Here is a 25,823-nt window from a genome sequence, read left to right as displayed (position 1 = left end):
GTCAGCTCCGCCGCTCACGAAGAGCAGCGCGAAGGCCATGTGGTGATCCTTTCGGTGGGCACTCAGCGGATCGGCTTCGTTGTCGATCAACTGGTCGGCCAGGAAGAAGTGGTCATCAAGCCATTGGGCAAAATGCTGCAGGGCACTCCGGGCATGTCCGGCGCCACCATCACCGGTGACGGCCGCATTGCACTGATTCTCGATGTTCCAAGCATGCTCAAGCGTTACGCCGCACGGCGTATTTGAATCCGGGGCAGCGGGGCGATAACGTCCCGCTGCACCTAATGGAGTGTTTATGGCAGTCAAAGTCCTGGTGGTGGACGATTCGGGTTTTTTCCGCCGCCGCGTCTCGGAAATTCTTTCTGCGGATCCGAGCATCCAGGTTGTCGGCACGGCAACCAACGGGAAAGAGGCGATCGATCAGGCCCTGGCCCTCAAGCCAGACGTGATCACCATGGACTACGAGATGCCGATGATGGATGGCATCACGGCTGTGCGGCATATCATGCAGCGCTGTCCGACCCCGGTCTTGATGTTCTCCTCGCTGACACACGAAGGCGCCCGGGTCACCCTGGATGCGCTGGATGCCGGCGCGGTGGATTTCCTGCCGAAGAATTTCGAAGACATCTCCCGCAATCCGGAGAAGGTCAAGCAACTGCTGTGCGAGAAGGTGCACAGCATCTCGCGCAGTAATCGTCGTTTCAGTGGCTATAGCGCACCGGCTCCGGTGGCTGCGCCTGCGCCGACACCCACGCCAGCGGCGTCGAGCTTCAGCAGCCACAGCAGCGCTGCGGCTCGTCCGGCACCTGCTCCGGCGCCCCCCCGCACTTCGGCCGCCAGCGCATCAGCGCCCGCGCCGAAACGCAAGGCCTACAAACTGGTTGCCATCGGTACGTCGACTGGCGGCCCGGTTGCCCTGCAACGCGTCTTGACGCAATTGCCGGCCAACTTCCCGGCACCGATTGTCTTGATCCAGCACATGCCGGCGGCGTTCACCAAGGCGTTCGCCGAGCGACTCGACAAGCTTTGCCGCATCAGCGTCAAGGAAGCCGAGGATGGCGACATCCTGCGTCCGGGCCTCGCGTTGCTGGCGCCGGGTGGCAAGCAAATGATGATCGACGGCCGTGGTGCGGTGAAAATCCTCCCGGGCGACGAGCGCCTGAATTACAAGCCGTGCGTGGACATTACTTTCGGTTCTGCCGCGAAATCCTACGGTGACAAAGTTCTGGCGGTGGTACTGACCGGCATGGGCGCCGACGGCCGTGAGGGCGCGCGTCTGCTCAAGCAGGGCGGTAGCTCGGTGTGGGCGCAAGACGAAGCCAGTTGCGTGATCTACGGCATGCCGATGGCCATCGTCAAAGCCGATCTCGCTGACGCGGTGTACGGTCTGGACGATATCGGCAAGCACATCGTCGAGGCGTGTATCTGATGGATGTTCTAAGCCTTATCGGGATCATCATGGCGTTCGTCGCCATCATCGGCGGTAACTACCTTGAAGGTGGTCACCTCGGTGCGCTGGCCAACGGCCCGGCGGCACTGATCGTACTGGGCGGCACCATCGGTGCTGCGCTGCTGCAATCACCGATGAGCGCGTTCAAACGCGCGATGCAGATCCTCGCCTGGATCTTCTTTCCGCCGCGAGTCGACCTGGCGGGCGGCATTGATCGGGTGGTCAACTGGAGCCTCACTGCGCGCAAGGAAGGTTTGCTGGGGCTGGAAGGCGTGGCCGACGCCGAACCCGACAGCTACTCGCGCAAAGGCCTGCAACTGCTGGTCGACGGTGCCGAGCCGGAAGCGATCCGCAGCATTCTTGAAGTGGATTTCTACACCCAGGAAGCGCGCGACGTCGAAGCGGCCAAAGTCTTTGAAAGCATGGGCGGCTACGCGCCGACCATCGGCATCATCGGTGCGGTAATGGGCCTGATTCATGTCATGGGCAACCTTGCCGATCCGACGCAATTGGGTAGCGGCATCGCCGTGGCTTTTGTCGCCACCATTTATGGTGTGGCCAGCGCCAACCTGATCCTGTTGCCGGTGGCGGCCAAACTGAAGTCAATCGCGTTGCGGCAGTCGCGTTATCGCGAAATGTTGTTGGAAGGGATCCTGTCGATCGCCGAAGGTGAAAACCCTCGCTCCATTGAGTTGAAGCTGCAAGGCTTCATGGATTAAGGGACTGACCTCATGGCTCGTCGTCGCCACCAGGAAGAACACGTCAACCACGAGCGCTGGCTCGTGTCCTACGCGGACTTCATCACCTTGCTGTTCGCGTTCTTCGTGGTGATGTACTCGATCTCGTCGATCAATGAAGGCAAGTACAAGGTCATTTCCGAAGCGCTGATCGGCGTCTTCACCGACTCCGACCGCTCGCTCAAGCCGATTCCGATTGGCGACGAACGACCCAAGACCGTGACCCCGGCCAAGCCGTTGGTCAAGGATGCCGATCAGGTCGACGCCGGTATCGCCGGTGCCAGTGATCCGCTGAAAAGCATCGCCGATGACATCAGCGCCGCGTTCGGCGACTTGATCGCCTCCAACCAGATGACCGTGCGCGGTAACGAGTTGTGGGTCGAGATCGAACTCAATTCCAGCCTGTTGTTCGGCAGCGGCGACGCCATGCCGAGTGACGTCGCCTTCAACATCATCGACAAGGTCGCGGCGATCCTCAAACCGTTCGACAACCCGATCCACGTCGAAGGTTTTACTGACGACCAGCCGATTCGCACTGCGCAGTACCCAACCAACTGGGAGCTGTCTTCGGCGCGCTCGGCGAGCATCGTGCGTATGTTGGCGATGCAGGGCGTGAACCCCGGTCGCCTGGCGTCGGTGGGTTACGGCCAATTCCAGCCGGTAGCCAACAACGCCACGGCCGAAGGCCGAGCGAAAAACCGTCGTGTGGTGCTGGTGGTGTCGCGGAATCTCGATGTGCGTCGCAGCCTTACGGGCACCGGAACGGCCAACGCCAAACCGGATGCCGCACTCAAGCGTGCTGGCACACAAACTGCACCGACCGTGGTCAAGACGCCGGGACGCGAGAGTGCCGTCAATTCTCCGTCGCCCGCATTAACACGCTGAGCCATGTCTCGGTCGAGCATATCGGCCGGGAGGAACGAACCGAATGAGAGTCTGGGCAGTCGCCAATCAAAAGGGTGGTGTTGGTAAAACCACATCTTCCATCGCTTTAGCCGGGTTGCTGGCCGAGGCGGGCAAGCGCGTGGTTGTGGTCGATCTCGACCCGCACGGCTCGATGACCAGCTATTTCGGCTATGACCCCGACAGCCTGGAACACAGCAACTACGACCTGTTTCTGCACAAGGGCAGCGTGCCGCAAGGCCTGCCGGGGCAGTTGCTGCTGTCGACCAGCGACGAACGTATTTCCCTGCTGCCATCGAGCACCGCACTCGCGACCCTTGAGCGTCAGTCGCCGGGGCAGAGTGGTCTGGGGCTGGTGATCGCCAAGAGTCTGGCGCAGTTGTGGCAGGATTTCGATTACGCCGTGATCGACAGCCCACCGTTGCTCGGCGTGCTGATGGTCAACGCCCTCGCGGCGAGCCAGCAACTGGTGATTCCGGTGCAGACCGAGCATCTGGCGGTCAAAGGCCTGGAACGCATGGTCAACACCCTGGCAATGATCAACCGCTCGCGCAAACAGGCGCTGCCGTTCAGCATCGTGCCGACCCTGTTTGACCGCCGCACCCAGGCGTCGCTGGGCACCTTGCGCGTGCTGCGCGACAAATTTCCGGACGAGATCTGGCAGGGTTACATCCCGGTCGATACGCGTCTGCGCGATGCCAGCCGTGCCGGTGTCACGCCGTCGCAATTCGACGGCAAGAGCCGTGGCGTGCTGGCCTACCGCGCGTTGCTCAAGCATCTGCTGGCGCAACAACTTGTTCCGCAGGTGGCCTGAGCATGAATCGGCCGCTGAAGTTGACGTCCAAGCCGCAGTTGGCTTTGCAGTCTTATCTGGACAGTTTGTTGGAGGAAATTCCCGACGAATTGCCGGCGCAGGTGGCGGCGCAGCCTGAGGTGATTGAAAGCGCTGAAGCGCTGGATGAATTTCAGGCGGCGGTACTGGAAGAGCAGGCGCGTGATGCACAAAAAGCTGTTGCGCCTGTGGCCGTGCCTGCCGTCGCACCCGTCGCCAAGGCGCCAGTGGCGTTGATCGAAGAGGCCGAACCGGTTCGCGCCTCGGTTTCGACGTTGGCACCGCTGCTGCAAACCCAATTGCTCAAGACCGCGCCAGAACCGGCAGTGATCGAGCCTGCACCGGTCGTCCCTGCACCCGTCGAACAGACGCTGGTCCCGCCACTGGTTGAAGTGCATCTGCCGCCGAGCAACACACCGCCACCGGTGGAAAGCGACGGCCGTCCAGCGTGGGCATCGGAAGCTTTCGAATGTTTGCTGTTCGACGTTGCCGGATTGACGCTGGCGGTGCCGCTGGTGTGCCTCGGTTCGATCTATTCGCTGGCCGGTCACGAGCTGACGCCGCTGTTCGGTCAGCCAGAATGGTTTCTCGGGATCCTGCCGAGTCAGGCTGGAAACCTGAAAGTTCTCGATACCGCGCGGTGGGTCATGCCGGATCGCTATCGCGATGATTTCCGTCAGGGCTTGCAGTACGTAATTTCGGTACAAGGTTACGAGTGGGGCCTGGCGGTGCATCAGGTCAGTCGCTCGTTGCGTCTGGACCCGAATGAAATCAAATGGAGAAGTCACCGGGGTCAGCGGCCATGGCTCGCCGGCACGGTGATTGAGCACATGTGTGCATTGCTTGACGTTTCCGCACTGGCCGAATTGATCGCCAGCGGCGGGGCAAAGCAATTGGGCGGCAACAAGCCGCTACATAAACCGACATAGCAGCCGACATAACAAGTAGGCGATGGCATTGTTGAATGCCACCACACAGAACACACACCGCCCAGTGCGGTTTTTTCGAGGGGTCAGGGTATGAGTAGTCAGGCGACGAATGCAAAAGGTTCTGAAGATCCGATCCTGCAATGGGTGACCTTCAAACTGGACAACGAAACCTACGGCATCAACGTGATGCGCGTTCAGGAAGTCCTGCGTTACACCGAGATCGCTCCGGTGCCGGGTGCACCCAGCTACGTGCTGGGCATCATCAACCTGCGCGGTAACGTGGTCACCGTGATCGACACCCGCCAGCGCTTCGGCCTGAGCACCGGCGAGATCAGCGACAACACCCGTATCGTCATTATCGAAGCCGACAAGCAAGTGGTTGGCATCATGGTCGACAGCGTGGCCGAAGTGGTTTACCTGCGTCAGTCGGAAATCGAAACCGCACCGAACGTCGGTAACGAAGAATCGGCCAAGTTCATCCAGGGCGTGTGCAACAAGAACAACGAGTTGCTGATCCTGGTCGAGCTGGACAAGATGATGAGCGAAGAAGAATGGTCGGAACTGGAGAGCATCTGATTGATTCTCGAGGTGGCGGTCATTGTCCTGTTCCTTTTCTGGGCAGGCACGCTGGCAATGTTTCTGGCGTACATCAAGGCGCAAAAGGTTATCGCGGCACAACAGGCTCAGGGCGATGCGCTGCGTGATCAGCGCATCAAAGAGCTGGCCAAGCGTGTCGATGATTACCAGAACGGCAACGTGCGCATGGGTGAAGCCCTGCACGAGTTGCGCGCGGTCGTCGGTCCTTTGCCGGACAAGATTGTTCAGTTGGAACAGCGCGACCCTTCCAGCCTATCGTTCGCCCAGGCGGCGAAACTGGTGGGCATGGGCGCGAGCGTCGATGAGCTGACTCAGTCCTGTGGCTTGACCCAGGCTGAGGCGGAGTTGATGCGCAAGTTGCACAAGAGCAGCTAGAAGTTTCGAGTTTCGAGCGGCAAGCAAGATCAAGAGATCGCAGCCTTCGACAGCGCCTACAGGGAAACTCATTCCAATGTAGGCGCTGGCGAAGCTGCGATTTTTTGCTTTTAGGCCTTAATCATCATCCCCGCGTTCGGTGACATCCTTCTCGACCATCGGCGCATCCGGATCATGCCCCTCCGGGAATTTCCCCTTCAGGTTCCACGCAAACGCGATGATCTCGGCAATGGTGCGATACAGCTCTTCGGGAATGCTGTCGCCCAGTTCCATGCGCGCCAGCAAGCGCACCAGTTCAGCGTTTTCATAAATCGGCACTTCGCAGTCGCGGGCAATGCGCAGGATTTCTTCGGCCAGTTCCTCGTCACCCTTGGCGGTGAGGGTCGGGGCGTGGTTGCCGTCGTATTTGAGGGCGATGGCCTGGCGTGGAGCGGTAGCGTCGTTCATGCAGTTTCATCAACCCAGCGGTGTTCGAGACGGGTTTGGTTGCCTTGCGGCGGGGTGCCGTGGTGGCAGTCGAGATCGCCGACATTCAAGCCGCGATCCAGCAGGCGCTGGCGTAGCGCGGCCAGATTGTTTTCGATCAGGTCAGCGGTGTAAGGACGTTCGGCCCAGAGCTGACTCGACAGGCTGCCACTGATCAACTGCGCCTGAATCTGCATGGGCCCCAGCGGTTCCATGTCGAACGCCAGATCGACGCGCCACAATTGTTGCCTGGGTTCGCGTTCGTCGCGGCGCTCGTTGGATTGAGGCTCTTTTTCCGGCGCCTCTTCGCGCTGGAACTTGACCTGCAGCGGCACGATGTCCTGCAGGTTGCGCATGGGGATTTCCAGTTGCCAGGTGCTGAGCAGGCGCCCGTCATCGGTGACGCCAGTCTGTTCCAGGCTCGACAACTGATGGCTTTGCAGGCGTGAAACCGCAGCGGCCGCCAGGCGCAACAGATGCTCCAGATCGCCTTCGCCTTCCAGGCTTTGCAGCAAGCGGTCGGGCAGCGGAAAGCCGCCGGGCACCGGTTTGGCACTGACCTGGCCGAGGGTGCCGAGGGCGTTGCGCACGAAGCTCGGCAGTGCTTGCGCCAGTGTGTTGGCGGCGAGGATAGCGTTGAAACTGGTGCTGCTCGGCAACCCAGGCGTCAGTTGCGCGATCAGCTTGAGCAGATCGGCTTTCATGTCCGGAGCCAGCGTCGGGGTTTGTCCGGTCAGCAGTTTCGCTTCGAGGAACGCGCCGCTGTTGGCCAGCGCCAAGGCAACGCCTTTGGCCGTGCTCATTTGCTGCACATCCGGCAGGCCGGCGAGCAGTTTGTTGACGGCGGCGCGCACATCCGCCGACGTCTGATCGGTGGCTGGCGGCAGGCTTTGCAGCACCTTCAACAATCCATCCAGCGAACCTTGGCGGCTTTGCTGACCGACCAGTTGCTGGCTCACCGCCAATTGCTCCTGACGACTGCTCAGCGGTACGAATGTAAGGGTTTGGGAATCCTGTACCCGTGCCGAAAGCAAGGTGCCGATGCGCAGCGGCTGTGGGCTGTCGACGGTCAACGTGCTGCCGCTTAGCGCGGTATTGAGCAGGCTGACCATCGAACGAAAAACCGTCGCTTGCCCCGGTGGCTGCGGCAACGCCTGCGAAGTCACCACTTTGCCCTGTAGCAATGTGCCGACCGGCAATTGCGCGGTATCGATGCTGGTGAGGGTGGCGACGCTGCTGGCAATCGCCTGCTGCACGGTAATCGCCAGATTGCCCGCCGACGGCTGAGTGATCGCCAGGCTGGTGCCTTGCGCCAACGGCAGGTTGCTGGTCGCTTGCACGGTGGTTTGCCGACCGCTGTCGAGGGTCACCTTGAGCAGCAGTTGAAAGGTCTGATCCGCCTGTTTGAGCGATAACACCTCGGCCTTGGCGCTCTGGCCGGCACCGATCAAGCCTTCGACCGGGGTCAGCAGTTTGAGCAACTCACCCACCTGCGGGCGAGCATTCGCCGGGGTGGTTGGCGGGAGCGGGAGGATGTTCATTTCGCCTGTCATACGCGGACACAACCTGAGGAAATTGCACTCTTGAGAGTAAGGCACGGCATGTATAATGCCGCCCGTCTTGCGCTTCGTTCAAAAAACATAGCAATTGTTTGACGCAGCTCTCTAGATCGAGCCGTCAATGCATCTATGCTGCATCTCTTTAACGGCCGTGCCAGAGCCGACTTGAACCGTATAAGGCCCGTGATCCCTTGACCAGTCCTGTCCTGCAAACTGTTGCCCTCGCGTGTGAACGTGATCTGCGGCTGCTTTTCGAAAATCTCGAATTGAGGCTGGCCAGTGGCGATATGGTGCAGATCAGCGGGCCCAACGGCAGCGGTAAAACCAGTCTTTTGCGGTTGTTGTCCGGTTTGATGCAGCCGACCAGCGGCCAGGTGTTGCTCAACGGTCAGCCCCTGACCGAACAGCCGGCCGAACTGGCGCGCAACCTGTTGTGGATCGGCCACGCCGCCGGAATCAAGGATCTGCTGACCCCGGAAGAAAATCTGTCCTGGCTTTGCGCCCTGCATCAACCCGCCGAACGCGAGTCGATCTGGCAAGCGCTGGCAGCCGTAGGATTGCGCGGATTCGAAGATGTTCCCTGTCACACGCTTTCCGCCGGGCAACAACGCCGCGTGGCGCTGGCGCGGTTGTATCTCGACAGCCCACCACTGTGGATTCTCGACGAACCCTTCACCGCCCTCGACAAGCAGGGCGTGGCGCAACTCGAAGCGCATCTGGCGAGCCACTGCGAACGCGGAGGCCTCGTTGTATTGACCACACACCACACACTGAGCCGGATGCCGGCCGGTTATCGCGACATCGATCTGGGGAACTGGGCTGTATGAGTGTGTTTGGCCTGCTGGTTGCCCGTGAATCCCGACTGCTGTTTCGCCGCCCGGCGGAACTGGCCAATCCGCTGATTTTCTTCGCCATCGTCATCGCGTTGTTCCCGCTGGCCGTCGGCCCGGAAACTCAAGTGTTGCAAAACCTGTCCCCGGGGTTAGTCTGGGTGGCGGCGCTTTTGTCGGTCCTGCTCTCGCTGGACGGGCTGTTTCGCAGTGACTTCGAAGACGGCTCCCTTGAGCAGTGGGTCCTTTCGTCGCACCCGCTACCACTTCTGGTCTTGGCCAAGGTGCTGGCACACTGGCTTTTCTCCGGTCTGGCACTGGTTCTGCTCTCGCCCTTACTGGCGTTGATGCTGGGTTTACCTGCCGCGTGTCTGCCGGTTTTGTTGCTTTCGTTGTTGCTGGGCACACCGGTGCTGAGCTTGCTCGGTGCGGTGGGCGCGGCACTGACGGTCGGTTTGAAGCGTGGCGGCCTGTTGCTGGCGCTGCTGATTCTGCCGTTGTACATCCCGGTATTGATCCTCGGCAGTGGCGCCTTGCAGGCGGCGTTACAAGGCATGCCGGCGACCGGGTATCTGCTGTGGTTGGGTAGCCTGACCGCCCTGGCGATCACCCTGACACCCTTTGCAATAGCCGCTGGCCTGAAGATCAGCGTCGGCGAATAATAATGGGGTCTGGTCAAATTTTGACCACTTCTTTTTGAAGAAAGGCATGACCCAAGCGCTTCATAGCGAAGAGCACCCGTGATGGAAACAGTATGAACTGGACCTGGTTTCACAAGCTCGGCTCGCCCAAGTGGTTTTACGGCATCAGCAGCAAGTTGCTGCCGTGGCTGAGCATCGCAGCGTTGCTGCTGATTGGCGTCGGCGTGGTCTGGGGCTTGGCCTTCGCGCCGCCGGACTATCAGCAAGGCAACAGCTTTCGCATCATCTATATCCACGTGCCCGCTGCGATGCTCGCTCAGTCGATCTACGTGATGCTGGCGGTGTGCGGTGTGGTCGGGCTGGTGTGGAAGATGAAACTGGCCGACGTCGCCCTGCAATGCGCCGCTCCGATCGGCGCGTGGATGACTGCCGTGGCGCTGGTGACCGGGGCGATCTGGGGTAAACCGACCTGGGGGTCGTGGTGGGTCTGGGATGCGCGGCTGACTTCAATGCTGATTCTGCTGTTCCTGTATTTCGGCGTGATCGCATTGGGCAATGCGATCAGCAACCGCGACAGCGCCGCCAAGGCCTGCGCGGTGCTGGCCATCGTCGGCGTGATCAACATCCCGATCATCAAGTACTCGGTGGAGTGGTGGAACACCCTGCACCAGGGCGCGACCTTCACCCTCACCGAAAAACCGGCGATGCCGGCCGAGATGTGGCTGCCGCTGCTGCTGACGGTGCTGGGTTTCTACTGCTTCTTCGGCGCCGTGCTGTTGCTGCGCATGCGCCTTGAAGTGCTCAAACGTGAAGCCCGCGCCAGTTGGGTCAAAGAAGAAGTGCAGAACAGTCTGGAGGCCTCGCGATGAGTTTTGCTTCATTCGGCGATTTCCTCGCCATGGGCCATCATGGCCTGTATGTCTGGTCGGCCTACGGCATCTGTCTGGCGGTGCTGATCTACAACGTGGTGAAGCCCATCGCGGCCCGCAAGCACTATCTGCAACAAGAGGCGCGTCGTCTGCGCCGGGAGAACGGCAAGTGAATCCGCTGCGCAAAAAACGTCTGATCATCATTCTGGCCATTCTGGTCGGGGTCGGCGCTGCCGTCGGCCTGGCCTTGAGCGCCCTGCAGCAGAACATCAATCTGTTTTACACCCCGACCCAGATCGCCAACGGCGAAGCACCGCACGACACGCGCATCCGTGCCGGCGGCATGGTCGAGAAGGGCTCGCTGCAACGTTCGCCGGACTCGCTGGACGTCAAATTCGTCGTCACCGACTTCAACAAAGCCGTGACCATCACCTATCGCGGCATCCTCCCGGATCTGTTCCGCGAAGGGCAGGGCATCGTGGCCCTGGGCAAGATCAACGCCGATGGCGTGGTCGTCGCCGATGAAGTGCTGGCCAAGCACGACGAGAAGTACATGCCGCCGGAAGTAACCAAAGCGTTGAAAGACAGCGGTCAATCCGCGCCGACTCAAGCGAAGGAGGGTTGATCGATGACTTCGGCGATTTTTATTCCTGAGTTGGGTCATCTGGCGATGATTCTGGCGCTGTGTTTTGCGCTGGTGCAGGCCGTGGTGCCGCTGTTCGGTGCCTGGCGCGGCGACCGTTTGTGGATGGGCCTGGCCCAACCGGCGGCGTGGGGGCAGTTCGCGTTTCTGGTGTTTGCCTTCGGCTGCCTGACCTACGCCTTCATGACCGACGACTTCTCCGTGGCCTACGTTGCGATGAACTCCAACAGCGCCTTGCCGTGGTACTACAAATTCAGCGCCGTGTGGGGCGCCCACGAAGGTTCGTTGCTGTTGTGGGCGCTGATCCTAGGCGGCTGGACCTTCGCCGTGTCGGTATTTTCCCGCCAGTTGCCACAAGTCATGCTCGCCCGCGTATTGGCGGTGATGGGCATGATCAGCACCGGTTTCCTGCTGTTTCTGATCCTGACGTCGAACCCGTTCTCGCGCATCCTGCCGCAAATTCCGGCGGACGGTCGCGACCTCAATCCATTGCTGCAAGACATCGGCCTGATCGTCCATCCGCCGATGCTGTACATGGGTTATGTCGGTTTCTCGGTAGCCTTTGCCTTCGCCATCGCCGCACTGCTGGGGGGGCGTCTCGATGCCGCGTGGGCGCGTTGGTCGCGGCCATGGACCATCGTCGCCTGGGCCTTCCTCGGCATCGGCATCACGCTCGGTTCGTGGTGGGCCTACTACGAACTCGGCTGGGGCGGCTGGTGGTTCTGGGATCCGGTGGAAAACGCCTCGTTCATGCCCTGGCTGGTCGGCACCGCGTTGATTCACTCGCTGGCGGTCACGGAAAAACGTGGTGTGTTCAAGAGCTGGACCGTGTTGCTGGCGATTGCTGCGTTCTCGTTGAGCCTGCTCGGTACCTTCCTCGTGCGTTCCGGCGTGCTGACTTCGGTACATGCGTTCGCCTCCGACCCGGAGCGCGGCGTGTTCATCCTGATTTTCCTGCTGTTCGTGGTCGGCGGTTCGCTGACGCTGTTTGCGTTGCGCGCGCCGGTGGTCAAGAGCCAGGTCGGCTTTAACCTGTGGTCGCGGGAAACCCTGCTGCTGGGCAACAATCTGGTATTGGTTGTGGCAGCGTCGATGATTCTGCTCGGCACGTTGTACCCGCTGATTCTTGATGCCATCAGCGGCGCCAAACTGTCGGTCGGCCCGCCGTACTTCAACGCGCTGTTCATTCCATTGATGGCGTTGTTGATGATGGTGATGGCGGTTGGCGTGATCGTCCGTTGGAAAGACACCCCGGTGAAATGGCTGGCAAGCATGCTGACCCCGGTGTTGCTGGGCAGCGTCGCGCTGGCGGTGGTCGCCGGTGTCGCTTACGGCGATTTCAACTGGGCCGTTATCGCAACCTTCCTGCTCGCCGCGTGGGTGTTGCTTGCCGGCGTGCGCGATATTTTCGACAAGACTCGCCACAAAGGTCTGATCAAAGGTCTGCCGACCCTGACCCGCAGTTATTGGGGCATGCAGATCGCCCACCTCGGCATCGCCGTTTGCGCGCTGGGCGTGGTGTTGTCGAGCCAGAACAGTGCCGAACGCGACCTGCGTCTGGCGCCGGGCGAATCGATGGATCTGGCCGGTTATCACTTCGTCTTCGAAGGCGCCAAACACTTCGAAGGGCCGAATTTCACCTCCGACAGAGGCACCATTCGGGTGATCCGCGACGGCAAGGAAGTCAGCGTACTGCACCCGGAAAAACGTCTGTACACCGTGCAGAACTCGGTGATGACCGAAGCCGGAATTGACGCCGGTTTCACCCGTGACCTCTACGTCGCCCTTGGTGAGCCGCTGGAAAACGGCGCGTGGGCGGTACGGGTTCACGTCAAACCGTTCGTGCGCTGGATCTGGTTCGGCGGTCTGCTGACCGGTCTGGGCGGATTGCTCGCGGCGCTGGATCGACGTTATCGGGTCAAGGTGAAATCCAAGGTGCGTGAAGCGCTGGGCATGACGGGAGCGGCTGCATGAGACGTTGGTTGATGCTGGTACCCCTGGCGCTTTTCCTGCTGGTGGCGGTGTTTCTGTATCGCGGTCTGTACCTCGATCCGGCAGAGCTGCCGTCGGCGATGATCAACAAGCCGTTCCCGGAGTTTTCGCTGCCGGCGGTTCAGGGCGACAAGACCCTGACCAAGGCTGACATCCTCGGCAAACCGGCGTTGGTTAACGTCTGGGGCACCTGGTGCATTTCCTGCCGGGTCGAGCATCCGGTGCTGAACAAACTCGCCGAGCGTGGCGTGTTGATCTACGGGATCAACTACAAGGACGTCAACGCCGATGCCTTGAAGTGGCTGGCCGAATTCCACAATCCGTATGTGCTCGATATCCGTGACGACGAAGGCTCGCTGGGGCTGAACCTCGGTGTTTACGGCGCGCCGGAAACCTTCTTCATCGACGCCAAGGGCATCATCCGCGACAAGTACGTCGGTGTGATCGACGAACAGGTCTGGCGCGAAAAACTCGCGGCCAAGTATCAGGCGCTGGTCGATGAGGCCAAGCCATGAAGCGTTTTTTAGCGGCTATTGTGTTGGGCTTGAGCCTGGTCGGTGTGGCCCATGCCGCGATCGACACCTACGAGTTCGCCAAGGAAGGTGATCGCGAACGTTTCCGTGAACTGACCAAGGAACTGCGTTGCCCCAAATGCCAGAACCAGGACATCGCCGACTCCAATGCACCGATCGCCGCTGACCTGCGCAAAGAGATTTTCCGCATGCTCGGCGAGGGCAAGGACAACCAGCAGATCATCGATTTCATGGTGGATCGCTACGGCGATTTCGTCCGCTACAAACCCGCACTCAACGCCAAGACCGCGCTGCTGTGGTTCGGCCCGGCCGGCCTGCTGCTCGGTGGTTTCGTGGTGATCGCGGTGATCGTCCGCCGCCGTCGCGCACAACGCGCCGACACCCCGCAATCGCTGTCTACCGAAGAGCGTCAGCGCCTCGACCAACTGTTGGATAAAAACCAAGAATGATTGATTTCTGGCTTGCCGCAGGGCTGTTGCTTCTGGTCGCCCTGAGTTTTCTGCTGATCCCCGTATTGCGTGAACGCCGCGCCCAGCGTGAAGAGGATCGTACTGCCCTCAACGTTGCGTTGTATCAGGAACGTGTCGCCGAGTTGCAATCGCAGCAGGCCGAAGGTGTGCTGGATACCGCGCAAATGGACAGCGGCCGCGCCGAAGCCGCGCGTGAATTGCTCGCCGACACCGAAGGCGTTACCGCGCCGCGTGTCTCGAAACTGGGTAAACCGCTGCCGCTGCTGGCCGCCGTGTTGGTGCCAGTGTTGGGTTTGGCCCTGTACCTGCACTTCGGCGCCGCCGACAAGGTCGAATTGACCCGCGAATTCGCCCAGGCACCGCAGTCGATGGAAGAAATGACCCTGCGTCTGGAACGTGCCGTTGCGGCACAACCGGATTCTGCTGAAGGTCTGTATTTCCTGGGTCGTACCTACATGGCTCAGGAGCGTCCGGCGGACGCGGCGAAGATGTTTGAACGTGCCGCCAATCTCGCTGGTCGCCAACCGGAACTGCTCGGCCAGTGGGCGCAGGCGCAGTATTTCGCCGATGGCAAAAAATGGTCGAGCAAGATCCAGGCCCTGACCGATGAAGCGCTGAAGGCCGATCCAAAGGAAGTCACCAGCCTTGGTCTGCTCGGCATCGCCGCGTTCGAAGGCGAGCGTTATCAGGAGGCCATCGACTACTGGAACCGTTTGCTGGCGCAATTGCCTGCGAGCGACAAATCCCGCGAAGCGCTGCAAGGCGGGATCGAACGTGCCGCCGAGCGCCTGCAAGCCAGCGGCGGCAAGGTTGCCCAGGCACCGGCTGCCAAGCCTGCCGCACGGCTTAAGGTACGCGTCGATGTGGCTAATGAACTCAAAGACAAGGTGCAACCGGGCGACAGCGTGTTCATTTTCGCCCGCGCCACGTCCGGGCCACCGGCACCGCTGGCGGCCAAGCGCCTGACCGTGGCCGATCTGCCGGTCACGGTCGAACTGGGCGATGCCGACGCGATGATGCCGCAGTTGAAACTGTCGAACTTCCCTGAAGTCCAACTGGTTGCGCGCATCTCCCGTGCCGGTCAGCCGACCGCCGGAGAGTGGGTTGGCCGCAGCGGCCCGCTGGCCAGCAGCACCACCGCGCTGCAAGAACTGACCATCGACAGCCCGGACAAGTAACCGGGCAACACAGGAAAGCACCGCCATGCACACCATCGCCCGAATCACGGTTCTCACATTGGCCCTGGGCTTGAGTGCATGTGCGGTGCAACGACCGGAACGGACCACCCACCTGCCGCCGATTCCGCCGTCACAACCCAGCCCGACCCCTTCGACCTCGCCGATACCGGGCAAAAGCATTCCGGCCAAACCGGCCAAACCTGTCCCGCGCACCTCGGCCAGCTTCGCCCCGCCACCGGGCGGCAACAGCCATTGGGATCAGAAACTCGGCGTTTATGTGCTTGACGACCAGTCCGACACGTTCTACCGCCAGCGCACCTACTATCGCTGGAACAACGGCTGGAGCCGCTCGATCAGCCCCAACGGCCCATGGGAAGACACCGACATCCACGGCGTGCCACCGGGGCTGGGCAAGCAGTTCGGGCAGTGATGAAAAACGGCGATCCCTGGATCGCCGTTTTGCTGTCTGTGGCTGCAATCAATCACACTCTGTAAAACAACCGGACGTCGCTCTTTGGATTTCTGTGCTTGAGTAAAGATAACTCTAGGGTTACTTTTAATGGGCCAGGGCAAGGAGGCGGTTGGTGCAGAGCAGGTTATTGATCAAGGAGCTGGAGGAGGCGGGTTGGACGCTGGACAGGATTACCGGCAGTCATCACCTCTTCAGGCACCGCTACAACCCATACACGATTCCCGTTCCTCACCCGAAAAAGGATTTGCCGTTGGGGACGGTCAAAAGCATCAGGAGGCGTGCCGGGTTGTACAACCCGCCAGCCAGTTACGAAGGAGATCCATAATGCAATATCCAATCTGCATCGAGTGGGGCGATGAGAACACCGCCATCGGTATTCAGATCCCCGATATTCCCGGCGCCGTGACGGCAGGGGATAGCTTTGAAGATGCCTACAATGCAGCCGTTGAAATCGCCCACATCATGTTGCAGGAGATTGCGGCGGACGGAGAGGCGATTCCGATGCCGACCTCTGCTGCGGCGCATCGCAACAATCCGGAGTTCGCCGGGATGGGCTGGGGCATGCTGGAGCTGGATATCTCGCCATACCTGGGCAAGACCGAGAAGGTCAACGTGACCCTGCCCGGTTATGTGATTCAGCGAATCGACCGCTATGTGCGCGAACACAACGTCAAAAGCCGCTCCTCCTTTCTGGCGGATGCGGCGATGGAGAAGCTGGTCAGGTATTGAAAAGCATCGCGGGCCAGTTGGCCTGCGATGCTTTTTACGTGTTACGCAGTCGCCAGCGATCGCCGTTGCGATGCACCCAAAAAACGCAACAACGCCAACAATGGAAACGCACTGCCAACAATCACGATCCACAACCAGCCGCCATGCTCGAACACCGCGCTGGCGACCGACGAGCCGAAGGCGCCGCCGATGAAGATGCTGGTCATGTACAGCGCGTTCAAGCGACCACGGCTTTTCGCGTCCAGCGAGTACACCGCACGCTGGCCAAGCACCATGTTCATCTGTACGCAGAAGTCCAATACCACGCCGGTCACGGCCAGGCCGATCACGCTGTAGGCCGGGTGGATGAAGGCGGGGAGGAAGCTCAGGCTGGCGAACAGCATCGCCAGCAGTGAAGCGATGCGAGTGTGGCCAGCGTCGGCCAGGCGTCCGCTGATGGGGGCGGCGATGGCACCGATGGCGCCGACCAGGGCGAAGATCGCGATCTCGCTTTGTGACAGGCCGTGGTTGCGCGCCAACTCAAGTGGTACCGCTGTCCAGAACAGGCTGAACGTGGCAAACATGCACCCCTGATAAAACGCGCGCTGACGCAGCACCGGTTGTTGGCGCAGCAGCGTCCACAGCGAACCGAGCAGTTGCCCGTAAGAGGCGCTGTGATCCGGTTGGCGCTTGGGCACGGTCAGTGCCAGCACCACGCTGATCGCCGCCATCAATGCTGCCGCAATCATGAACATCGCCCGCCAGCCGAAATGGTCGGCAACCACGCTCGACACCGGCCGCGCCAGCAGGATACCCAGCAGCAGCCCGCCCATGATCCCGCCGACCACTCGGCCACGGGACTCTTCCGGCGCCAGATGCGCGGCCAGCGGAATCAGGATCTGCACCGACACGGAACTGAAACCCACGAGCAGCGAGATCAGCAGAAACACGTTGGGCTGATCGGTAAATGCGGCGCCGAGCAGGCTGGCAATCGCCACCACCGTGGTGATGATCATCAACCGACGGTTTTCCAGCAGATCGCCCAGCGGCACCAGAAAGAACAGGCCCAGCGCATAACCGATTTGCGTCAGCGAGACGATGAAGCTGGCCATGGTGTCGGAGAGGCCAATGTCCGGCGCAATCAGGCCGATGATCGGCTGGGCGTAGTAGATGTTGGCAACGATGGCGCCGCAGCAGAAGGCGAACAGCAGCACCATGCCTCGGGTCATTGCGTGAGTGGCGGTGGTCATAAGGTTTCTCGATCCAGCGAAAGGGAATGCGCAGAGGCTATGGGACAAATCGTATTGGCAGAAGAGGCCTTCGGTTGATATCGATTATTTCTTTGAGCAATGAATGGCTGCAGTCAGGTGGTTGCCACCTCGGTGAACCTTGCGTTCGACCATTGAGCGTCGATGATACATTCAGCTACATCTTCTTCGGTAGCGTGCGTATGTTTACTGCTGCGCTTTACTGTTCGTCATAGGGGACATGGTGGTGATTTCAAATTCCCACAAAAAAGGCGACCCGTTGAGATCGCCTTTTCATAGAGCCGCTTGACTATTACTGGCTGTAAATCTGGTCAAACACCCCACCATCATTGAAGTGGGTCTTCTGCACGGTGCGCCAGTCACCAAAGGTTTTCTCCACCGACAGGAAGTCGACTTTCGGGAAACGGTCGGTGTATTTGGCCAGCACCGCCGGGTCACGCGGGCGCAGGTAGTTGGCCGCAGCGATTTCCTGACCTTCAGGCGACCACAGGTATTTCAGGTACTCATCAGCGGCTGCGCGCGAACCTTTCTTGTCGACGACTTTATCGACCACCGACACCGGTGGCTCGGCTTCGGCGGAGACGCTTGGGTAGATGACTTCAAACTGATCACGGCCAAATTCGCGGGCGATCATTTCCGCTTCGTTCTCGAAAGTCACCAGCACGTCGCCAATCTGGTTAGTCATGAATGTGGTGGTCGCGGCGCGGCCACCGGTATCCAGCACCGGCGCTTGCTTGAACAGTTTGCCGACGAAGTCTTTGGCTTTGTTCTCGTCACCGCCGTTCTTCAGCACGTAGCCCCAGGCCGAGAGGTAGGTGTAGCGGCCGTTACCCGAGGTTTTCGGGTTTGGCACGATCACCTGCACGCCGTCTTTAAGCAGGTCCGGCCAGTCTTTCAGGGCTTTCGGGTTGCCCTTGCGCACAATGAACACGGTCGCCGAGGTGAACGGTGCGCTGTTGTCCGGCAGTCGGGTAACCCAGTTCTCCGGCACCAGTTTGCCGTGATCGGCCAGGGCGTTGATGTCGGTGGCCATGTTCATGGTGATGACGTCGGCCGGCAGGCCATCGATCACCGAGCGCGCTTGCTTGCTCGAACCGCCGAAGGACATCTGCACGGTGATGTTTTCGTTGTGCTCGGCTTGCCAGTGTTTCTGGAACGCAGTGTTGTAGTCCTTGTAGAAATCGCGCATCACGTCGTAGGAAACGTTCAGCAGGGTCGGTGCGGCTTGAGCCACGCTACCGAACGCAAGACCGGCGGCGAGAAGTGAGGCGCCAAAGAGTTTTTTCACTGCGCATTCCTTGTTCTGTGGGGGTGTTGTGCCAAAGGTGAGGCCACTTGCCACTGACTATAACGGGGCACGCATAGTCGCTTAAAGATTAAAAAGCACTTTGCTTATTCCATTTTCTTGAACAGTGCATTGCCGCATCGGGAGCAGAAAGCTGCGTCGTGTTCGTGGCTGTTTTTCTTGCACACCGGGCAATCGTGTTGCAGATGTTCGCCGCGCATGGCGTTGGCCAGTTCGGCGGTGAAAATCCCGGTGGGCACGGCGATGATCGAGTAACCGGTGATCATTACCAGCGACGAAATCACCTGGCCCAGCGGGGTTGTCGGCACGATATCGCCGAAGCCCACGGTGGTCAGCGTCACGATTGCCCAATAGATGCCTTTGGGAATACTGGTGAAGCCGTGTTCCGGGCCTTCGATCACGTACATCAGCGTGCCGAACACCGTCACCAGCGTGCAGACGCTGACCAGAAACACCACGATCTTCTGCTTGCTGCCGCGCAGCGCCGACATCAGATAGTTGGCTTGCTTGAGGTACGGGCTGAGTTTGAGCACGCGAAAAATCCGCAGCATCCGGATGATGCGGATGATCAGCAGATACTGCGCATCGCTGTAATACAGGGCGAGGATGCCGGGCACGATTGCCAGCAAGTCCACCAGCCCATAAAAACTGAAGGCATAACGCAACGGCTTCGGTGAGCAATACAGGCGCAGGATGTACTCACCGAGAAAGATAATGGTGAAGCCCCACTCGATGTACGCCAGTGCATCGGCATAGTTGCGGTGAACGCTGTCGATGCTGTCGAGCATCACGACCACCAGGCTGGCGAGGATGATCAACAGCAAAATGCCGTCGAAACGCCGCCCAGCCGTGGTGTCGGTCTGGAAAATCACTACGTAAAGCTGATCACGCCAACGCTTGCTGCTGTCCATATGTAACGCCTGAATCGAAGATCAGCGCAGCCTAGGTTGATTCTCCCCATGAGCGCAAGGCGTGCTGTTAACCGTTGCGTTGCCGAGCATCTGGATGCCAGCGCGGATCAGCCAGCAGGCGAGAATGAATGGCGCGGTCAGCGTGGCCAGACCGACGGCGGCAAACAGGGGTGTCACCAGCAGCGCGAGGACGATGCCGAGCAACGGCAGCCACGGTTGTTGACGTTGTGCACTGAAGGCGAGTGCGGCGAGTACGGCGTTGTAGCTGCCCAGGCCGAGCAGGGCGGTATTGGTTTCGTGGTGCAGCAGGCTTGAACCGAGGCCGATTGCACTTGCCAACAGCGCCCAGGCAAAGGCCCGACGATCAGCTATCAGCAAACCGATGGCGATCAAGGTGCCGGCGAGCGGATGACCGAGAAACATCACCTGACCCAACCCTCTGAACTCGGCGGCGAGCAGGCTCACGTTATTGAGTTCGACAGAAGGCATGGGCATGGGCGGCGCCGCGAAGAGAAGCAGCCCCCAGCTTATGCCCACGAAAGGCGAGGTATAGGCCGGTATGGATCGGCGGTGGTACACATGTTTGAGCCATTGCTGTGTGAGCATTGCGCTCAGGCCACCGGCAGCAAGAATCAACGGCGGCAGCATCGGCGACCACGGGAAGTACAGGCTCAGCAGCAGGCCGAGCAAGACACCGTTGTAGCTGAACAATCCGGCCTGGCGATCAGCCTTGGCATAGTTGCGTCGTTGCGCGGTGAGCAATCCGGCCATGGCACCCAGCAGCGCGCCGGCAAACAGCACCGGAGCGGTGAGCAGGATCGCCAGCAGGCACAGCAGGCCGCACAGCGGATGACGCTGGAAGAAGATTTGACTGAAACCGTTGAGCAAAGCCTCGGCCCAGTCGGGGCAGTGGGTGTTGAAAGAGTTGGCAGGCATGGCAGTTCTGAAAGTCAGTACTGATCGTTCCTTTGCTGCGCGTGGGAACGATCATGTTGGAGTTAAATCAACGTCTCAATGCGCAGCGAGTTGGTCGAGCCCGGCTGCCCGAACGGCACACCGGCAGTGATCAACAGCGTGTCACCGCGCTCGGCCATGCCTTGCGCCTGGGCGATTTCCAGCGCGGTAGAACACACCTCATCGACCTGACGCAGACGATCGTTGACCACCGAGTGAATGCCCCACGCCACGCTCAAACGGCGAGCGGTTTGCAGGTTCGGCGTCAGATTGAGGATCGGTGCTTTGGGCCGTTCCCGCGCCGCACGCAACGTCGAGGCTCCGGACTCGCTGTAATTGACCAGCACGGCCACTGGCAGCACGTTGCTGATGCGTCGGATCGCGCAACTGATGGCATCGGAAACAGTCGCCTCAGCCTTGGGGCGGCTGACGTCGAGTTGCGTCTGATAATCCGGGCCGTTTTCCACCTGACGGATGATCTTGCTCATCATCTGCACGGCTTCCAGCGGGTATTCCCCCGACGCGGTTTCCGCCGACAGCATCACCGCATCGGCACCCTCGGCCACGGCGTTGGCCACGTCGGTGACTTCAGCGCGGGTCGGCGTCGCAGAGAAGCGCATCGACTCGAGCATCTGCGTTGCCACCACCACCGGTTTTCCCAATTCACGGCAGGTGCTGATGATGTTTTTCTGGATCTACGGCACGCTCTCGGCAGGGACTTCCACGCCCAGGTCACCGCGAGCCACCATGATCGCGTCGCTCAGCTCGGCGATTTCGCGCAGTTGCTCGACGGCCGAAGGCTTTTCGATTTTGGCCATCAGGAAGGCTTTGTCGCCGATCAGTGCGCGGGCTTCGAGCATGTCTTGCGGGCGCTGGACAAACGACAGCGCCACCCAATCCACACCCAACTCCAGACCAAAACTCAAATCGCGGCGATCCTTGGCCGTCAACGGGCTGAGGTCGAGCACCGCTTGCGGCACGTTCACGCCTTTGCGGTCTGACAGCTCGCCGCCATTGAGCACGGTGGTGTCGATCGCATCGTCGTACTTAGTCACCACGCGCAGACGCAGTTTGCCGTCGTCGAGCAGCAGATCCATGCCGGCTTCCAGCGCCTCGATGATTTCCGGATGCGGCAGGTTGACCCGGCGCTCATCGCCGGGAGTCGCATCCAGATCCAGACGGAACGCCTGACCGCGATGCAACTGCACCTTGCCCTCGGCGAATTTGCCGACACGCAGTTTTGGCCCTTGCAGGTCCATCAGAATGCCCAGCGGATAGTTGAGCTGACGCTCGACTTCGCGGATCCACTGATAGCGCTTGGCGTGGTCGGCGTGGTCGCCGTGGCTGAAGTTCAGGCGGAAGATATTCACTCCGGCCTCGACCAGTTCGCGGATGTCTTGGGTGCCATCGACAGCAGGCCCGAGGGTGGCGAGGATTTTGACCTTTTTATCAGGCGTCATGATTTAGAGCTCTCGAGAATCAGAATGGCGCGGAAGTCGTTGACGTTGGTGCGGGTCGGCTCGGTGACGATCAGCGCATCGAGCGCCTCGAAATAGCCGTAGCCATTGTTGTTATCCAGCTCGTCACTGGCGCTCAAGCCCAGTGCCGCGGCGCGCTTGTAGCTGTCCGGGGTCATGATGGCACCGGCGTTGTCTTCCGAGCCGTCGATGCCGTCGGTGTCACCGGCCAGGGCGTAGACGCCGGGCAGGCCTTTGAGGCTATCGGTCAGGCTAAGGAGGAATTCGGCGTTGCGCCCGCCACGGCCATTGCCGCGCACGGTCACGGTGGTTTCACCGCCGGAGAGGATCACGCACGGCGCCGCCAGTGGCTGGCCGTGGTTGATGATCTGGCGAGCGATGCCGGCGTGGACTTTCGCCACTTCGCGCGATTCACCTTCCAGATCGCCGAGGATCAGCGTGCTGAAACCGGCCTGACGGCACTTCACCGCCGCGGCGTCCAGCGATTGCTGAGGACGGGCGATCAACTGGAAATGATTGCGGGCCAGGCTCGGATCACTGGGTTTGACGGTCTCCGATTCAGGGCTTTGCAACCAGGTGCGTACCGACGCCGGGATCTCGATGCCGTAGCGCTTGATGATCGCCAGTGCTTCAACCGAGGTGCTGGGGTCGGCCACGGTCGGGCCAGAGGCGATGACCGTGGCGAGGTCGCCTGGTACATCGGAGATCGCGTAGGTATAGACCGTGGCAGGCCAGCAGGCTTTACCCAGGCGTCCGCCCTTGATCGCCGAGAGGTGCTTGCGCACGCAGTTCATCTCGCCGATGGTCGCGCCGGATTTGAGCAGGGCTTTGTTGATGGATTGCTTGTCAGCGAGGGTGATGCCTTCGGCCGGCAAGGCGAGCAGGGCAGAGCCGCCACCTGAGAGCAGGAAGATCACGCGGTCGTCTTCGCTCAGGTTACTCACCAGGCCCAGCACACGCTTGGCCACGGCCAGGCCGGCAGCGTCCGGCACCGGATGCGCAGCTTCGACCACTTCGATTTTTTCGCATGGGGCGCCGTGACCGTAACGAGTCACTACCAGGCCAGAGACTTCCCCCTGCCAGCAGCGTTCGACCACTTGCGCCATCGCGGCCGCGGCTTTACCGGCGCCGATGACGATGACCCGACCGGTGCGATCGTCTGGCAGGTGGGCTTCGAGGACTTGCTGCGGGTGGGCCGCGTCGATGGCTGTGGCAAACAGCTCGCGCAGCAGTTGTTGCGGATCGACCGACATGGCGGGCTCCCGGAATTCTTGTTATTCGAAAGGGCAACTCAGATCCAATGTGGGAGCGGGCTTGTTCGCGAATGCGCGGGGTCAGTCAACCTTGGTGTCGACTGACATTGCCTCTTCGCGAGCAAACCCGCTCCCACATGGAACGCGGGGCAAAGGCTTACTGCTTGTCGCGGATCGAGAAGTTGGCCATGTGTTCCAGGCCCTTGATCAGCGCCGAGTGATCCCAGTTGCTGCCACCGATGGCCGCGCAGGTGCTGAACACTTGCTGGGCGTTGGCGGTGTTCGGCAGGTTGATGTTCAGTTCCTTGGCGCCTTGCAGAGCCAGGTTCAGGTCCTTCTGGTGCAGACTGATGCGGAAGCCTGGATCGAAGGTACCTTTGATCATGCGTTCGCCGTGCACTTCGAGGATCTTGGAGGATGCGAAGCCGCCCATCAGCGCTTCACGCACCTTGGCTGGATCGGCACCGTTTTTCGAAGCGAACAGCAAGGCTTCAGCCACGGCCTGAATGTTCAGGGCCACGATGATCTGGTTCGCCACTTTTGCGGTTTGACCGTCGCCATTGCCACCGACCAGCGTGATGTTCTTGCCCATGGCCTGGAACAGCGGCAGTGCGCGTTCGAAGGCATCGGCGTCGCCACCGATCATGATGCTCAGGGTCGCGGCTTTGGCACCGACTTCACCACCGGACACAGGTGCGTCGAGGTATTGCGCACCTTTTTCGTTGATCTGCGCCGCGAAGGCTTTGGTGGCGGTCGGCGAGATCGAGCTCATGTCGATCACGACTTTGCCTTTGCCGATACCGGCAGCGACGCCGTCGGCGCGGAACAGCACGTCATCGACCTGCGGGGTATCCGGGACCATGACGATGATGAACTCGGCTTCCTGAGCCACTTCGCGCGGGTTGGCCAGCGCGACGGCACCCGCGGCAACCAGGTCGGCAGGCGCGGGGTCGTGGTGCGCCGACAGGAACAGGCTGTGACCGGCTTTCTGCAGGTTCGCCGCCATTGGGTGGCCCATGATGCCGGTGCCGATAAATCCGATTTTAGCCATGAGAAAATCCTCTTGTTTTTGTCTTGCTCAAGCAAATTGGGGGTGTTGCTTTGGGTGGGAGCGAGCAAGCCCGTTCCTACAGGTTTTGCGTTGTTCTTAAATTGCGTTGTGGGTTTTCAACCAGCCGAGCCCTGCTTCAGTGGTGGTAAGCGGCTTGTATTCGCAACCGACCCAACCCTGATAACCGATGCGGTCCAGGTGTTCGAACAGGAAGCGGTAGTTGATTTCACCGGTACCTGGCTCGTTGCGCCCGGGGTTGTCTGCGAGCTGCACATGGTTGATCTCGCCCAGGTGCGATTGCAGGGTGCGGGCCAGATCGCCTTCCATGATTTGCATGTGATAGATGTCGTATTGCAGGAACAGATTGGCGCTGCCGACCTGTTCGCGAATCGACAGGGCTTGCGCGGTGTTGTTCAAGTAGAAGCCTGGGATGTCACGGGTGTTGATCGCTTCCATCACCAGTTTGATGCCCGCCGCTTGCAGCTTGTCGGCCGCGTACTTGAGGTTGGCGACGAAGGTCTTTTCCACGGTGGCATCGTCCACGCCTTGCGCACGGATACCGGCCAGGCAGTTGACCTGGGTGTTGCCCAGCACTTGCGCGTAGGCAATGGCCAGATCGACACCGGCGCGGAATTCTTCGACCCGATCCGGCAGGCACGCGATACCGCGCTCACCTTTGGCCCAGTCACCGGCCGGCAGGTTGAACAGCACTTGGGTCAGACCGTTGGCCTCCAGTTTTGCCTTGATTTCGGCGGAGCTGAAGTCGTACGGAAACAGATATTCCACACCACTGAAACCGGCCTTGGCGGCGGCGTCGAAACGGGCAAGGAAATCCTGTTCGGTGAACAGCATGGACAGGTTGGCTGCGAAACGCGGCATGGTGGTCTCCCGTAAATCTTGTGAAGTTCCCCTTGTGGCAGCGGGCTTGCTCGCCAAAGCGGTGGATCAGCCAACATCATTGTCGGATGTGCAATTGCTTTCGTGGGCAAGCCCGCTCCCACAGGGAGAGCGGTCAACAGTTAATCAAGCAGCGAAATCGCCGTCGGTGCGTCGTTGCCGACGAGTGCCAGGTCTTCGAATTCGTTGACGGCGTTGATCTCGGTACCCATGGAGATGTTGGTCACACGCTCCAGAATGATCTCGACGATCACCGGCACCTTGAACTCTTCGATCATCTGTTCGGCCTTGCGCAGGGCAGGGGCGATTTCCGACGGTTCGAACACACGCAGTGCCTTGCAGCCCAGGCCTTCAGCCACTGCGATGTGGTCAACCCCGTAACCGTTGAGTTCCGGCGCGTTGAGGTTATCGAAGGACAGCTGCACGCAGTAGTCCATTTCGAACCCGCGCTGTGCCTGACGGATCAGACCCAGGTACGAGTTGTTCACCACGACGTGGATGTACGGCAGTTTGAACTGAGCG

General features: G+C 60.5%; 30 protein-coding genes and 1 pseudogene. 20 read left to right on the top strand and 11 right to left on the bottom strand.

Annotated features, from left to right (window positions below):
* The 8 genes from ACIOWA_RS20060 to ACIOWA_RS20025 form a co-directional block, all read left to right on the top strand.
* Positions 1 to 246: chemotaxis protein CheW (locus ACIOWA_RS20060; RefSeq protein ID WP_401161544.1), on the top strand; the 246-nt coding region annotated here is incomplete at its 5' end.
* Positions 247 to 295: 49 nt separating this feature from the next.
* Positions 296 to 1,429 (top strand): chemotaxis response regulator protein-glutamate methylesterase, encoded by a 1,134-nt coding sequence (locus ACIOWA_RS20055; RefSeq protein ID WP_401161542.1) that lies wholly within the window; start codon positions 296 to 298, stop codon positions 1,427 to 1,429.
* Positions 1,429 to 2,169 (top strand): flagellar motor protein, encoded by a 741-nt coding sequence (locus ACIOWA_RS20050; RefSeq protein WP_339433593.1) that lies wholly within the window; start codon positions 1,429 to 1,431, stop codon positions 2,167 to 2,169. The genes ACIOWA_RS20055 and ACIOWA_RS20050 overlap by 1 nt, the downstream gene beginning before the upstream one ends.
* A 12-nt stretch (positions 2,170 to 2,181) precedes the next feature.
* Positions 2,182 to 3,072, top strand: a complete 891-nt coding sequence (gene motD, locus ACIOWA_RS20045; protein WP_339433594.1) for a flagellar motor protein MotD — start codon at positions 2,182 to 2,184, stop codon at positions 3,070 to 3,072.
* Positions 3,073 to 3,115: 43 nt separating this feature from the next.
* Entirely contained in the window at positions 3,116 to 3,904 is a 789-nt protein-coding gene (locus tag ACIOWA_RS20040) for a ParA family protein (protein ID WP_339433595.1), read from the top strand.
* 2 nt (positions 3,905 to 3,906) lie between these two features.
* Positions 3,907 to 4,851 carry a CheW domain-containing protein gene (locus ACIOWA_RS20035; protein WP_401161539.1) on the top strand — a complete coding sequence of 315 codons (945 nt, stop codon included), beginning with the start codon at positions 3,907 to 3,909 and terminating at the stop codon, positions 4,849 to 4,851.
* A 90-nt stretch (positions 4,852 to 4,941) separates the two neighbouring features.
* Positions 4,942 to 5,427 carry a chemotaxis protein CheW gene (locus ACIOWA_RS20030; RefSeq protein ID WP_095050193.1) on the top strand — a complete coding sequence of 162 codons (486 nt, stop codon included), beginning with the start codon at positions 4,942 to 4,944 and terminating at the stop codon, positions 5,425 to 5,427.
* Positions 5,428 to 5,823 (top strand): DUF2802 domain-containing protein, encoded by a 396-nt coding sequence (locus ACIOWA_RS20025; protein ID WP_339433597.1) that lies wholly within the window; start codon positions 5,428 to 5,430, stop codon positions 5,821 to 5,823.
* Positions 5,824 to 5,940: 117 nt separating this feature from the next.
* Here ACIOWA_RS20025 and ACIOWA_RS20020 read toward each other — a convergent pair whose 3' ends face one another.
* Together ACIOWA_RS20020 and ACIOWA_RS20015 are read right to left on the bottom strand one after the other, a co-directional pair.
* Positions 5,941 to 6,270, bottom strand: a complete 330-nt coding sequence (locus ACIOWA_RS20020) for an EscU/YscU/HrcU family type III secretion system export apparatus switch protein (protein WP_339465212.1) — start codon at positions 6,268 to 6,270, stop codon at positions 5,941 to 5,943.
* Positions 6,267 to 7,841 (bottom strand): flagellar hook-length control protein FliK, encoded by a 1,575-nt coding sequence (locus tag ACIOWA_RS20015; protein WP_401161537.1) that lies wholly within the window; start codon positions 7,839 to 7,841, stop codon positions 6,267 to 6,269. Before ACIOWA_RS20015 ends, ACIOWA_RS20020 begins: the two co-directional genes overlap by 4 nt.
* Before the next feature lie 197 nt (positions 7,842 to 8,038).
* Between ACIOWA_RS20015 and ccmA the strand changes: the two genes are divergently transcribed.
* The 12 genes from ccmA (at position 8,039) to ACIOWA_RS19955 (ending at position 16,204) form a co-directional block, all read left to right on the top strand.
* Positions 8,039 to 8,674, top strand: a complete 636-nt coding sequence (gene ccmA, locus ACIOWA_RS20010) for a cytochrome c biogenesis heme-transporting ATPase CcmA (protein ID WP_339433611.1) — start codon at positions 8,039 to 8,041, stop codon at positions 8,672 to 8,674.
* Positions 8,671 to 9,339: a heme exporter protein CcmB gene (ccmB, locus tag ACIOWA_RS20005; protein WP_007919970.1), complete on the top strand. Its 669-nt coding sequence runs from the start codon at positions 8,671 to 8,673 to the stop codon at positions 9,337 to 9,339. The genes ccmA and ccmB overlap by 4 nt, the downstream gene beginning before the upstream one ends.
* A gap of 92 nt (positions 9,340 to 9,431) precedes the next feature.
* Positions 9,432 to 10,187: a heme ABC transporter permease gene (locus ACIOWA_RS20000; protein WP_221731949.1), complete on the top strand. Its 756-nt coding sequence runs from the start codon at positions 9,432 to 9,434 to the stop codon at positions 10,185 to 10,187.
* Positions 10,184 to 10,360: a heme exporter protein CcmD gene (gene ccmD, locus ACIOWA_RS19995; RefSeq protein ID WP_221731948.1), complete on the top strand. Its 177-nt coding sequence runs from the start codon at positions 10,184 to 10,186 to the stop codon at positions 10,358 to 10,360. Before ACIOWA_RS20000 ends, ccmD begins: the two co-directional genes overlap by 4 nt.
* Positions 10,357 to 10,812, top strand: a complete 456-nt coding sequence (ccmE, locus tag ACIOWA_RS19990) for a cytochrome c maturation protein CcmE (protein ID WP_339433612.1) — start codon at positions 10,357 to 10,359, stop codon at positions 10,810 to 10,812. The genes ccmD and ccmE overlap by 4 nt, the downstream gene beginning before the upstream one ends.
* A gap of 3 nt (positions 10,813 to 10,815) precedes the next feature.
* Positions 10,816 to 12,804 (top strand): heme lyase CcmF/NrfE family subunit, encoded by a 1,989-nt coding sequence (locus ACIOWA_RS19985; protein WP_401161534.1) that lies wholly within the window; start codon positions 10,816 to 10,818, stop codon positions 12,802 to 12,804.
* On the top strand, positions 12,801 to 13,337 hold the full coding sequence (locus ACIOWA_RS19980; RefSeq protein WP_401161532.1) for a DsbE family thiol:disulfide interchange protein: 537 nt from the start codon (positions 12,801 to 12,803) through the stop codon (positions 13,335 to 13,337). Before ACIOWA_RS19985 ends, ACIOWA_RS19980 begins: the two co-directional genes overlap by 4 nt.
* Positions 13,334 to 13,804, top strand: a complete 471-nt coding sequence (locus tag ACIOWA_RS19975) for a cytochrome c-type biogenesis protein (RefSeq protein ID WP_221731945.1) — start codon at positions 13,334 to 13,336, stop codon at positions 13,802 to 13,804. The genes ACIOWA_RS19980 and ACIOWA_RS19975 overlap by 4 nt, the downstream gene beginning before the upstream one ends.
* Entirely contained in the window at positions 13,801 to 15,003 is a 1,203-nt protein-coding gene (gene ccmI, locus ACIOWA_RS19970) for a c-type cytochrome biogenesis protein CcmI (protein ID WP_401161530.1), read from the top strand. Before ACIOWA_RS19975 ends, ccmI begins: the two co-directional genes overlap by 4 nt.
* A 25-nt stretch (positions 15,004 to 15,028) precedes the next feature.
* Positions 15,029 to 15,433 carry a hypothetical protein gene (locus tag ACIOWA_RS19965; protein WP_339433616.1) on the top strand — a complete coding sequence of 135 codons (405 nt, stop codon included), beginning with the start codon at positions 15,029 to 15,031 and terminating at the stop codon, positions 15,431 to 15,433.
* Positions 15,434 to 15,587: 154 nt separating this feature from the next.
* Positions 15,588 to 15,800, top strand: coding sequence for a type II toxin-antitoxin system HicA family toxin (locus ACIOWA_RS19960; RefSeq protein ID WP_401161527.1), 213 nt, complete (start codon positions 15,588 to 15,590; stop codon positions 15,798 to 15,800).
* A complete protein-coding gene (locus tag ACIOWA_RS19955; protein ID WP_221731941.1) occupies positions 15,800 to 16,204 on the top strand; it encodes a type II toxin-antitoxin system HicB family antitoxin in 405 nt (134 codons plus the stop codon). Before ACIOWA_RS19960 ends, ACIOWA_RS19955 begins: the two co-directional genes overlap by 1 nt.
* A 41-nt stretch (positions 16,205 to 16,245) precedes the next feature.
* Here ACIOWA_RS19955 and ACIOWA_RS19950 read toward each other — a convergent pair whose 3' ends face one another.
* From ACIOWA_RS19950 to ACIOWA_RS19910, 9 genes and pseudogenes are all read right to left on the bottom strand, one after another.
* Positions 16,246 to 17,433 carry an MFS transporter gene (locus tag ACIOWA_RS19950; protein ID WP_401161525.1) on the bottom strand — a complete coding sequence of 396 codons (1,188 nt, stop codon included), beginning with the start codon at positions 17,431 to 17,433 and terminating at the stop codon, positions 16,246 to 16,248.
* A gap of 310 nt (positions 17,434 to 17,743) precedes the next feature.
* Positions 17,744 to 18,739 (bottom strand): sulfate ABC transporter substrate-binding protein, encoded by a 996-nt coding sequence (locus tag ACIOWA_RS19945; protein ID WP_339433618.1) that lies wholly within the window; start codon positions 18,737 to 18,739, stop codon positions 17,744 to 17,746.
* A gap of 104 nt (positions 18,740 to 18,843) precedes the next feature.
* Positions 18,844 to 19,668 (bottom strand): ion transporter, encoded by an 825-nt coding sequence (locus ACIOWA_RS19940; RefSeq protein ID WP_339433619.1) that lies wholly within the window; start codon positions 19,666 to 19,668, stop codon positions 18,844 to 18,846.
* A 21-nt stretch (positions 19,669 to 19,689) separates the two neighbouring features.
* Entirely contained in the window at positions 19,690 to 20,604 is a 915-nt protein-coding gene (locus ACIOWA_RS19935; protein WP_339433620.1) for an urea transporter, read from the bottom strand.
* 62 nt (positions 20,605 to 20,666) lie between these two features.
* Positions 20,667 to 22,082 (bottom strand): annotated as a pseudogene (pyk, locus tag ACIOWA_RS19930) (pyruvate kinase).
* Positions 22,079 to 23,353, bottom strand: a complete 1,275-nt coding sequence (locus ACIOWA_RS19925; protein ID WP_401161522.1) for a glycerate kinase — start codon at positions 23,351 to 23,353, stop codon at positions 22,079 to 22,081. Before ACIOWA_RS19925 ends, pyk begins: the two are co-directional and overlap by 4 nt.
* Positions 23,354 to 23,510: 157 nt before the next feature.
* Positions 23,511 to 24,404, bottom strand: a complete 894-nt coding sequence (locus ACIOWA_RS19920; RefSeq protein ID WP_401161520.1) for a 2-hydroxy-3-oxopropionate reductase — start codon at positions 24,402 to 24,404, stop codon at positions 23,511 to 23,513.
* 96 nt (positions 24,405 to 24,500) lie between these two features.
* Positions 24,501 to 25,283 carry a hydroxypyruvate isomerase gene (gene hyi, locus ACIOWA_RS19915; protein ID WP_339433624.1) on the bottom strand — a complete coding sequence of 261 codons (783 nt, stop codon included), beginning with the start codon at positions 25,281 to 25,283 and terminating at the stop codon, positions 24,501 to 24,503.
* A gap of 140 nt (positions 25,284 to 25,423) precedes the next feature.
* A partial coding sequence (locus ACIOWA_RS19910; protein ID WP_401161518.1) for a thiamine pyrophosphate-dependent enzyme occupies positions 25,424 to 25,823 on the bottom strand: 400 nt, incomplete at its 5' end.

This window comes from Pseudomonas sp. NPDC087614, from assembly GCF_044743485.1.
In the GTDB taxonomy this organism is placed as follows: domain Bacteria; phylum Pseudomonadota; class Gammaproteobacteria; order Pseudomonadales; family Pseudomonadaceae; genus Aquipseudomonas; species Aquipseudomonas baetica_A.
This window is presented reverse-complemented; position numbering and strand designations above follow the sequence as displayed.

Excerpts from the sequence above, each read along its gene's own strand:
- ACIOWA_RS19965 (WP_339433616.1), top strand. The coding sequence starts at position 15,029 with ATGCACACCATCGCCCGAATCACGGTTCTCACATTGGCCCTGGGCTTG.
- ACIOWA_RS20020 (WP_339465212.1), bottom strand. The coding sequence starts at position 6,270 with ATGAACGACGCTACCGCTCCACGCCAGGCCATCGCCCTCAAATACGAC.
- ACIOWA_RS19935 (WP_339433620.1), bottom strand. The coding sequence starts at position 20,604 with ATGCCTGCCAACTCTTTCAACACCCACTGCCCCGACTGGGCCGAGGCT.
- ACIOWA_RS20035 (WP_401161539.1), top strand. The coding sequence starts at position 3,907 with ATGAATCGGCCGCTGAAGTTGACGTCCAAGCCGCAGTTGGCTTTGCAG.
- ACIOWA_RS19950 (WP_401161525.1), bottom strand. The coding sequence starts at position 17,433 with ATGACCACCGCCACTCACGCAATGACCCGAGGCATGGTGCTGCTGTTC.
- ACIOWA_RS19955 (WP_221731941.1), top strand. The coding sequence starts at position 15,800 with ATGCAATATCCAATCTGCATCGAGTGGGGCGATGAGAACACCGCCATC.
- ACIOWA_RS19980 (WP_401161532.1), top strand. The coding sequence starts at position 12,801 with ATGAGACGTTGGTTGATGCTGGTACCCCTGGCGCTTTTCCTGCTGGTG.
- ACIOWA_RS20015 (WP_401161537.1), bottom strand. The coding sequence starts at position 7,841 with ATGACAGGCGAAATGAACATCCTCCCGCTCCCGCCAACCACCCCGGCG.
- ACIOWA_RS20055 (WP_401161542.1), top strand. The coding sequence starts at position 296 with ATGGCAGTCAAAGTCCTGGTGGTGGACGATTCGGGTTTTTTCCGCCGC.
- ACIOWA_RS19940 (WP_339433619.1), bottom strand. The coding sequence starts at position 19,668 with ATGGACAGCAGCAAGCGTTGGCGTGATCAGCTTTACGTAGTGATTTTC.
- ccmD (WP_221731948.1), top strand. The coding sequence starts at position 10,184 with ATGAGTTTTGCTTCATTCGGCGATTTCCTCGCCATGGGCCATCATGGC.
- ACIOWA_RS19925 (WP_401161522.1), bottom strand. The coding sequence starts at position 23,353 with ATGTCGGTCGATCCGCAACAACTGCTGCGCGAGCTGTTTGCCACAGCC.
- ACIOWA_RS20000 (WP_221731949.1), top strand. The coding sequence starts at position 9,432 with ATGAACTGGACCTGGTTTCACAAGCTCGGCTCGCCCAAGTGGTTTTAC.
- ACIOWA_RS19920 (WP_401161520.1), bottom strand. The coding sequence starts at position 24,404 with ATGGCTAAAATCGGATTTATCGGCACCGGCATCATGGGCCACCCAATG.
- ACIOWA_RS19985 (WP_401161534.1), top strand. The coding sequence starts at position 10,816 with ATGACTTCGGCGATTTTTATTCCTGAGTTGGGTCATCTGGCGATGATT.
- ccmI (WP_401161530.1), top strand. The coding sequence starts at position 13,801 with ATGATTGATTTCTGGCTTGCCGCAGGGCTGTTGCTTCTGGTCGCCCTG.
- ACIOWA_RS20050 (WP_339433593.1), top strand. The coding sequence starts at position 1,429 with ATGGATGTTCTAAGCCTTATCGGGATCATCATGGCGTTCGTCGCCATC.
- ccmB (WP_007919970.1), top strand. The coding sequence starts at position 8,671 with ATGAGTGTGTTTGGCCTGCTGGTTGCCCGTGAATCCCGACTGCTGTTT.
- ACIOWA_RS20040 (WP_339433595.1), top strand. The coding sequence starts at position 3,116 with ATGAGAGTCTGGGCAGTCGCCAATCAAAAGGGTGGTGTTGGTAAAACC.
- motD (WP_339433594.1), top strand. The coding sequence starts at position 2,182 with ATGGCTCGTCGTCGCCACCAGGAAGAACACGTCAACCACGAGCGCTGG.
- hyi (WP_339433624.1), bottom strand. The coding sequence starts at position 25,283 with ATGCCGCGTTTCGCAGCCAACCTGTCCATGCTGTTCACCGAACAGGAT.
- ACIOWA_RS20030 (WP_095050193.1), top strand. The coding sequence starts at position 4,942 with ATGAGTAGTCAGGCGACGAATGCAAAAGGTTCTGAAGATCCGATCCTG.
- ACIOWA_RS19975 (WP_221731945.1), top strand. The coding sequence starts at position 13,334 with ATGAAGCGTTTTTTAGCGGCTATTGTGTTGGGCTTGAGCCTGGTCGGT.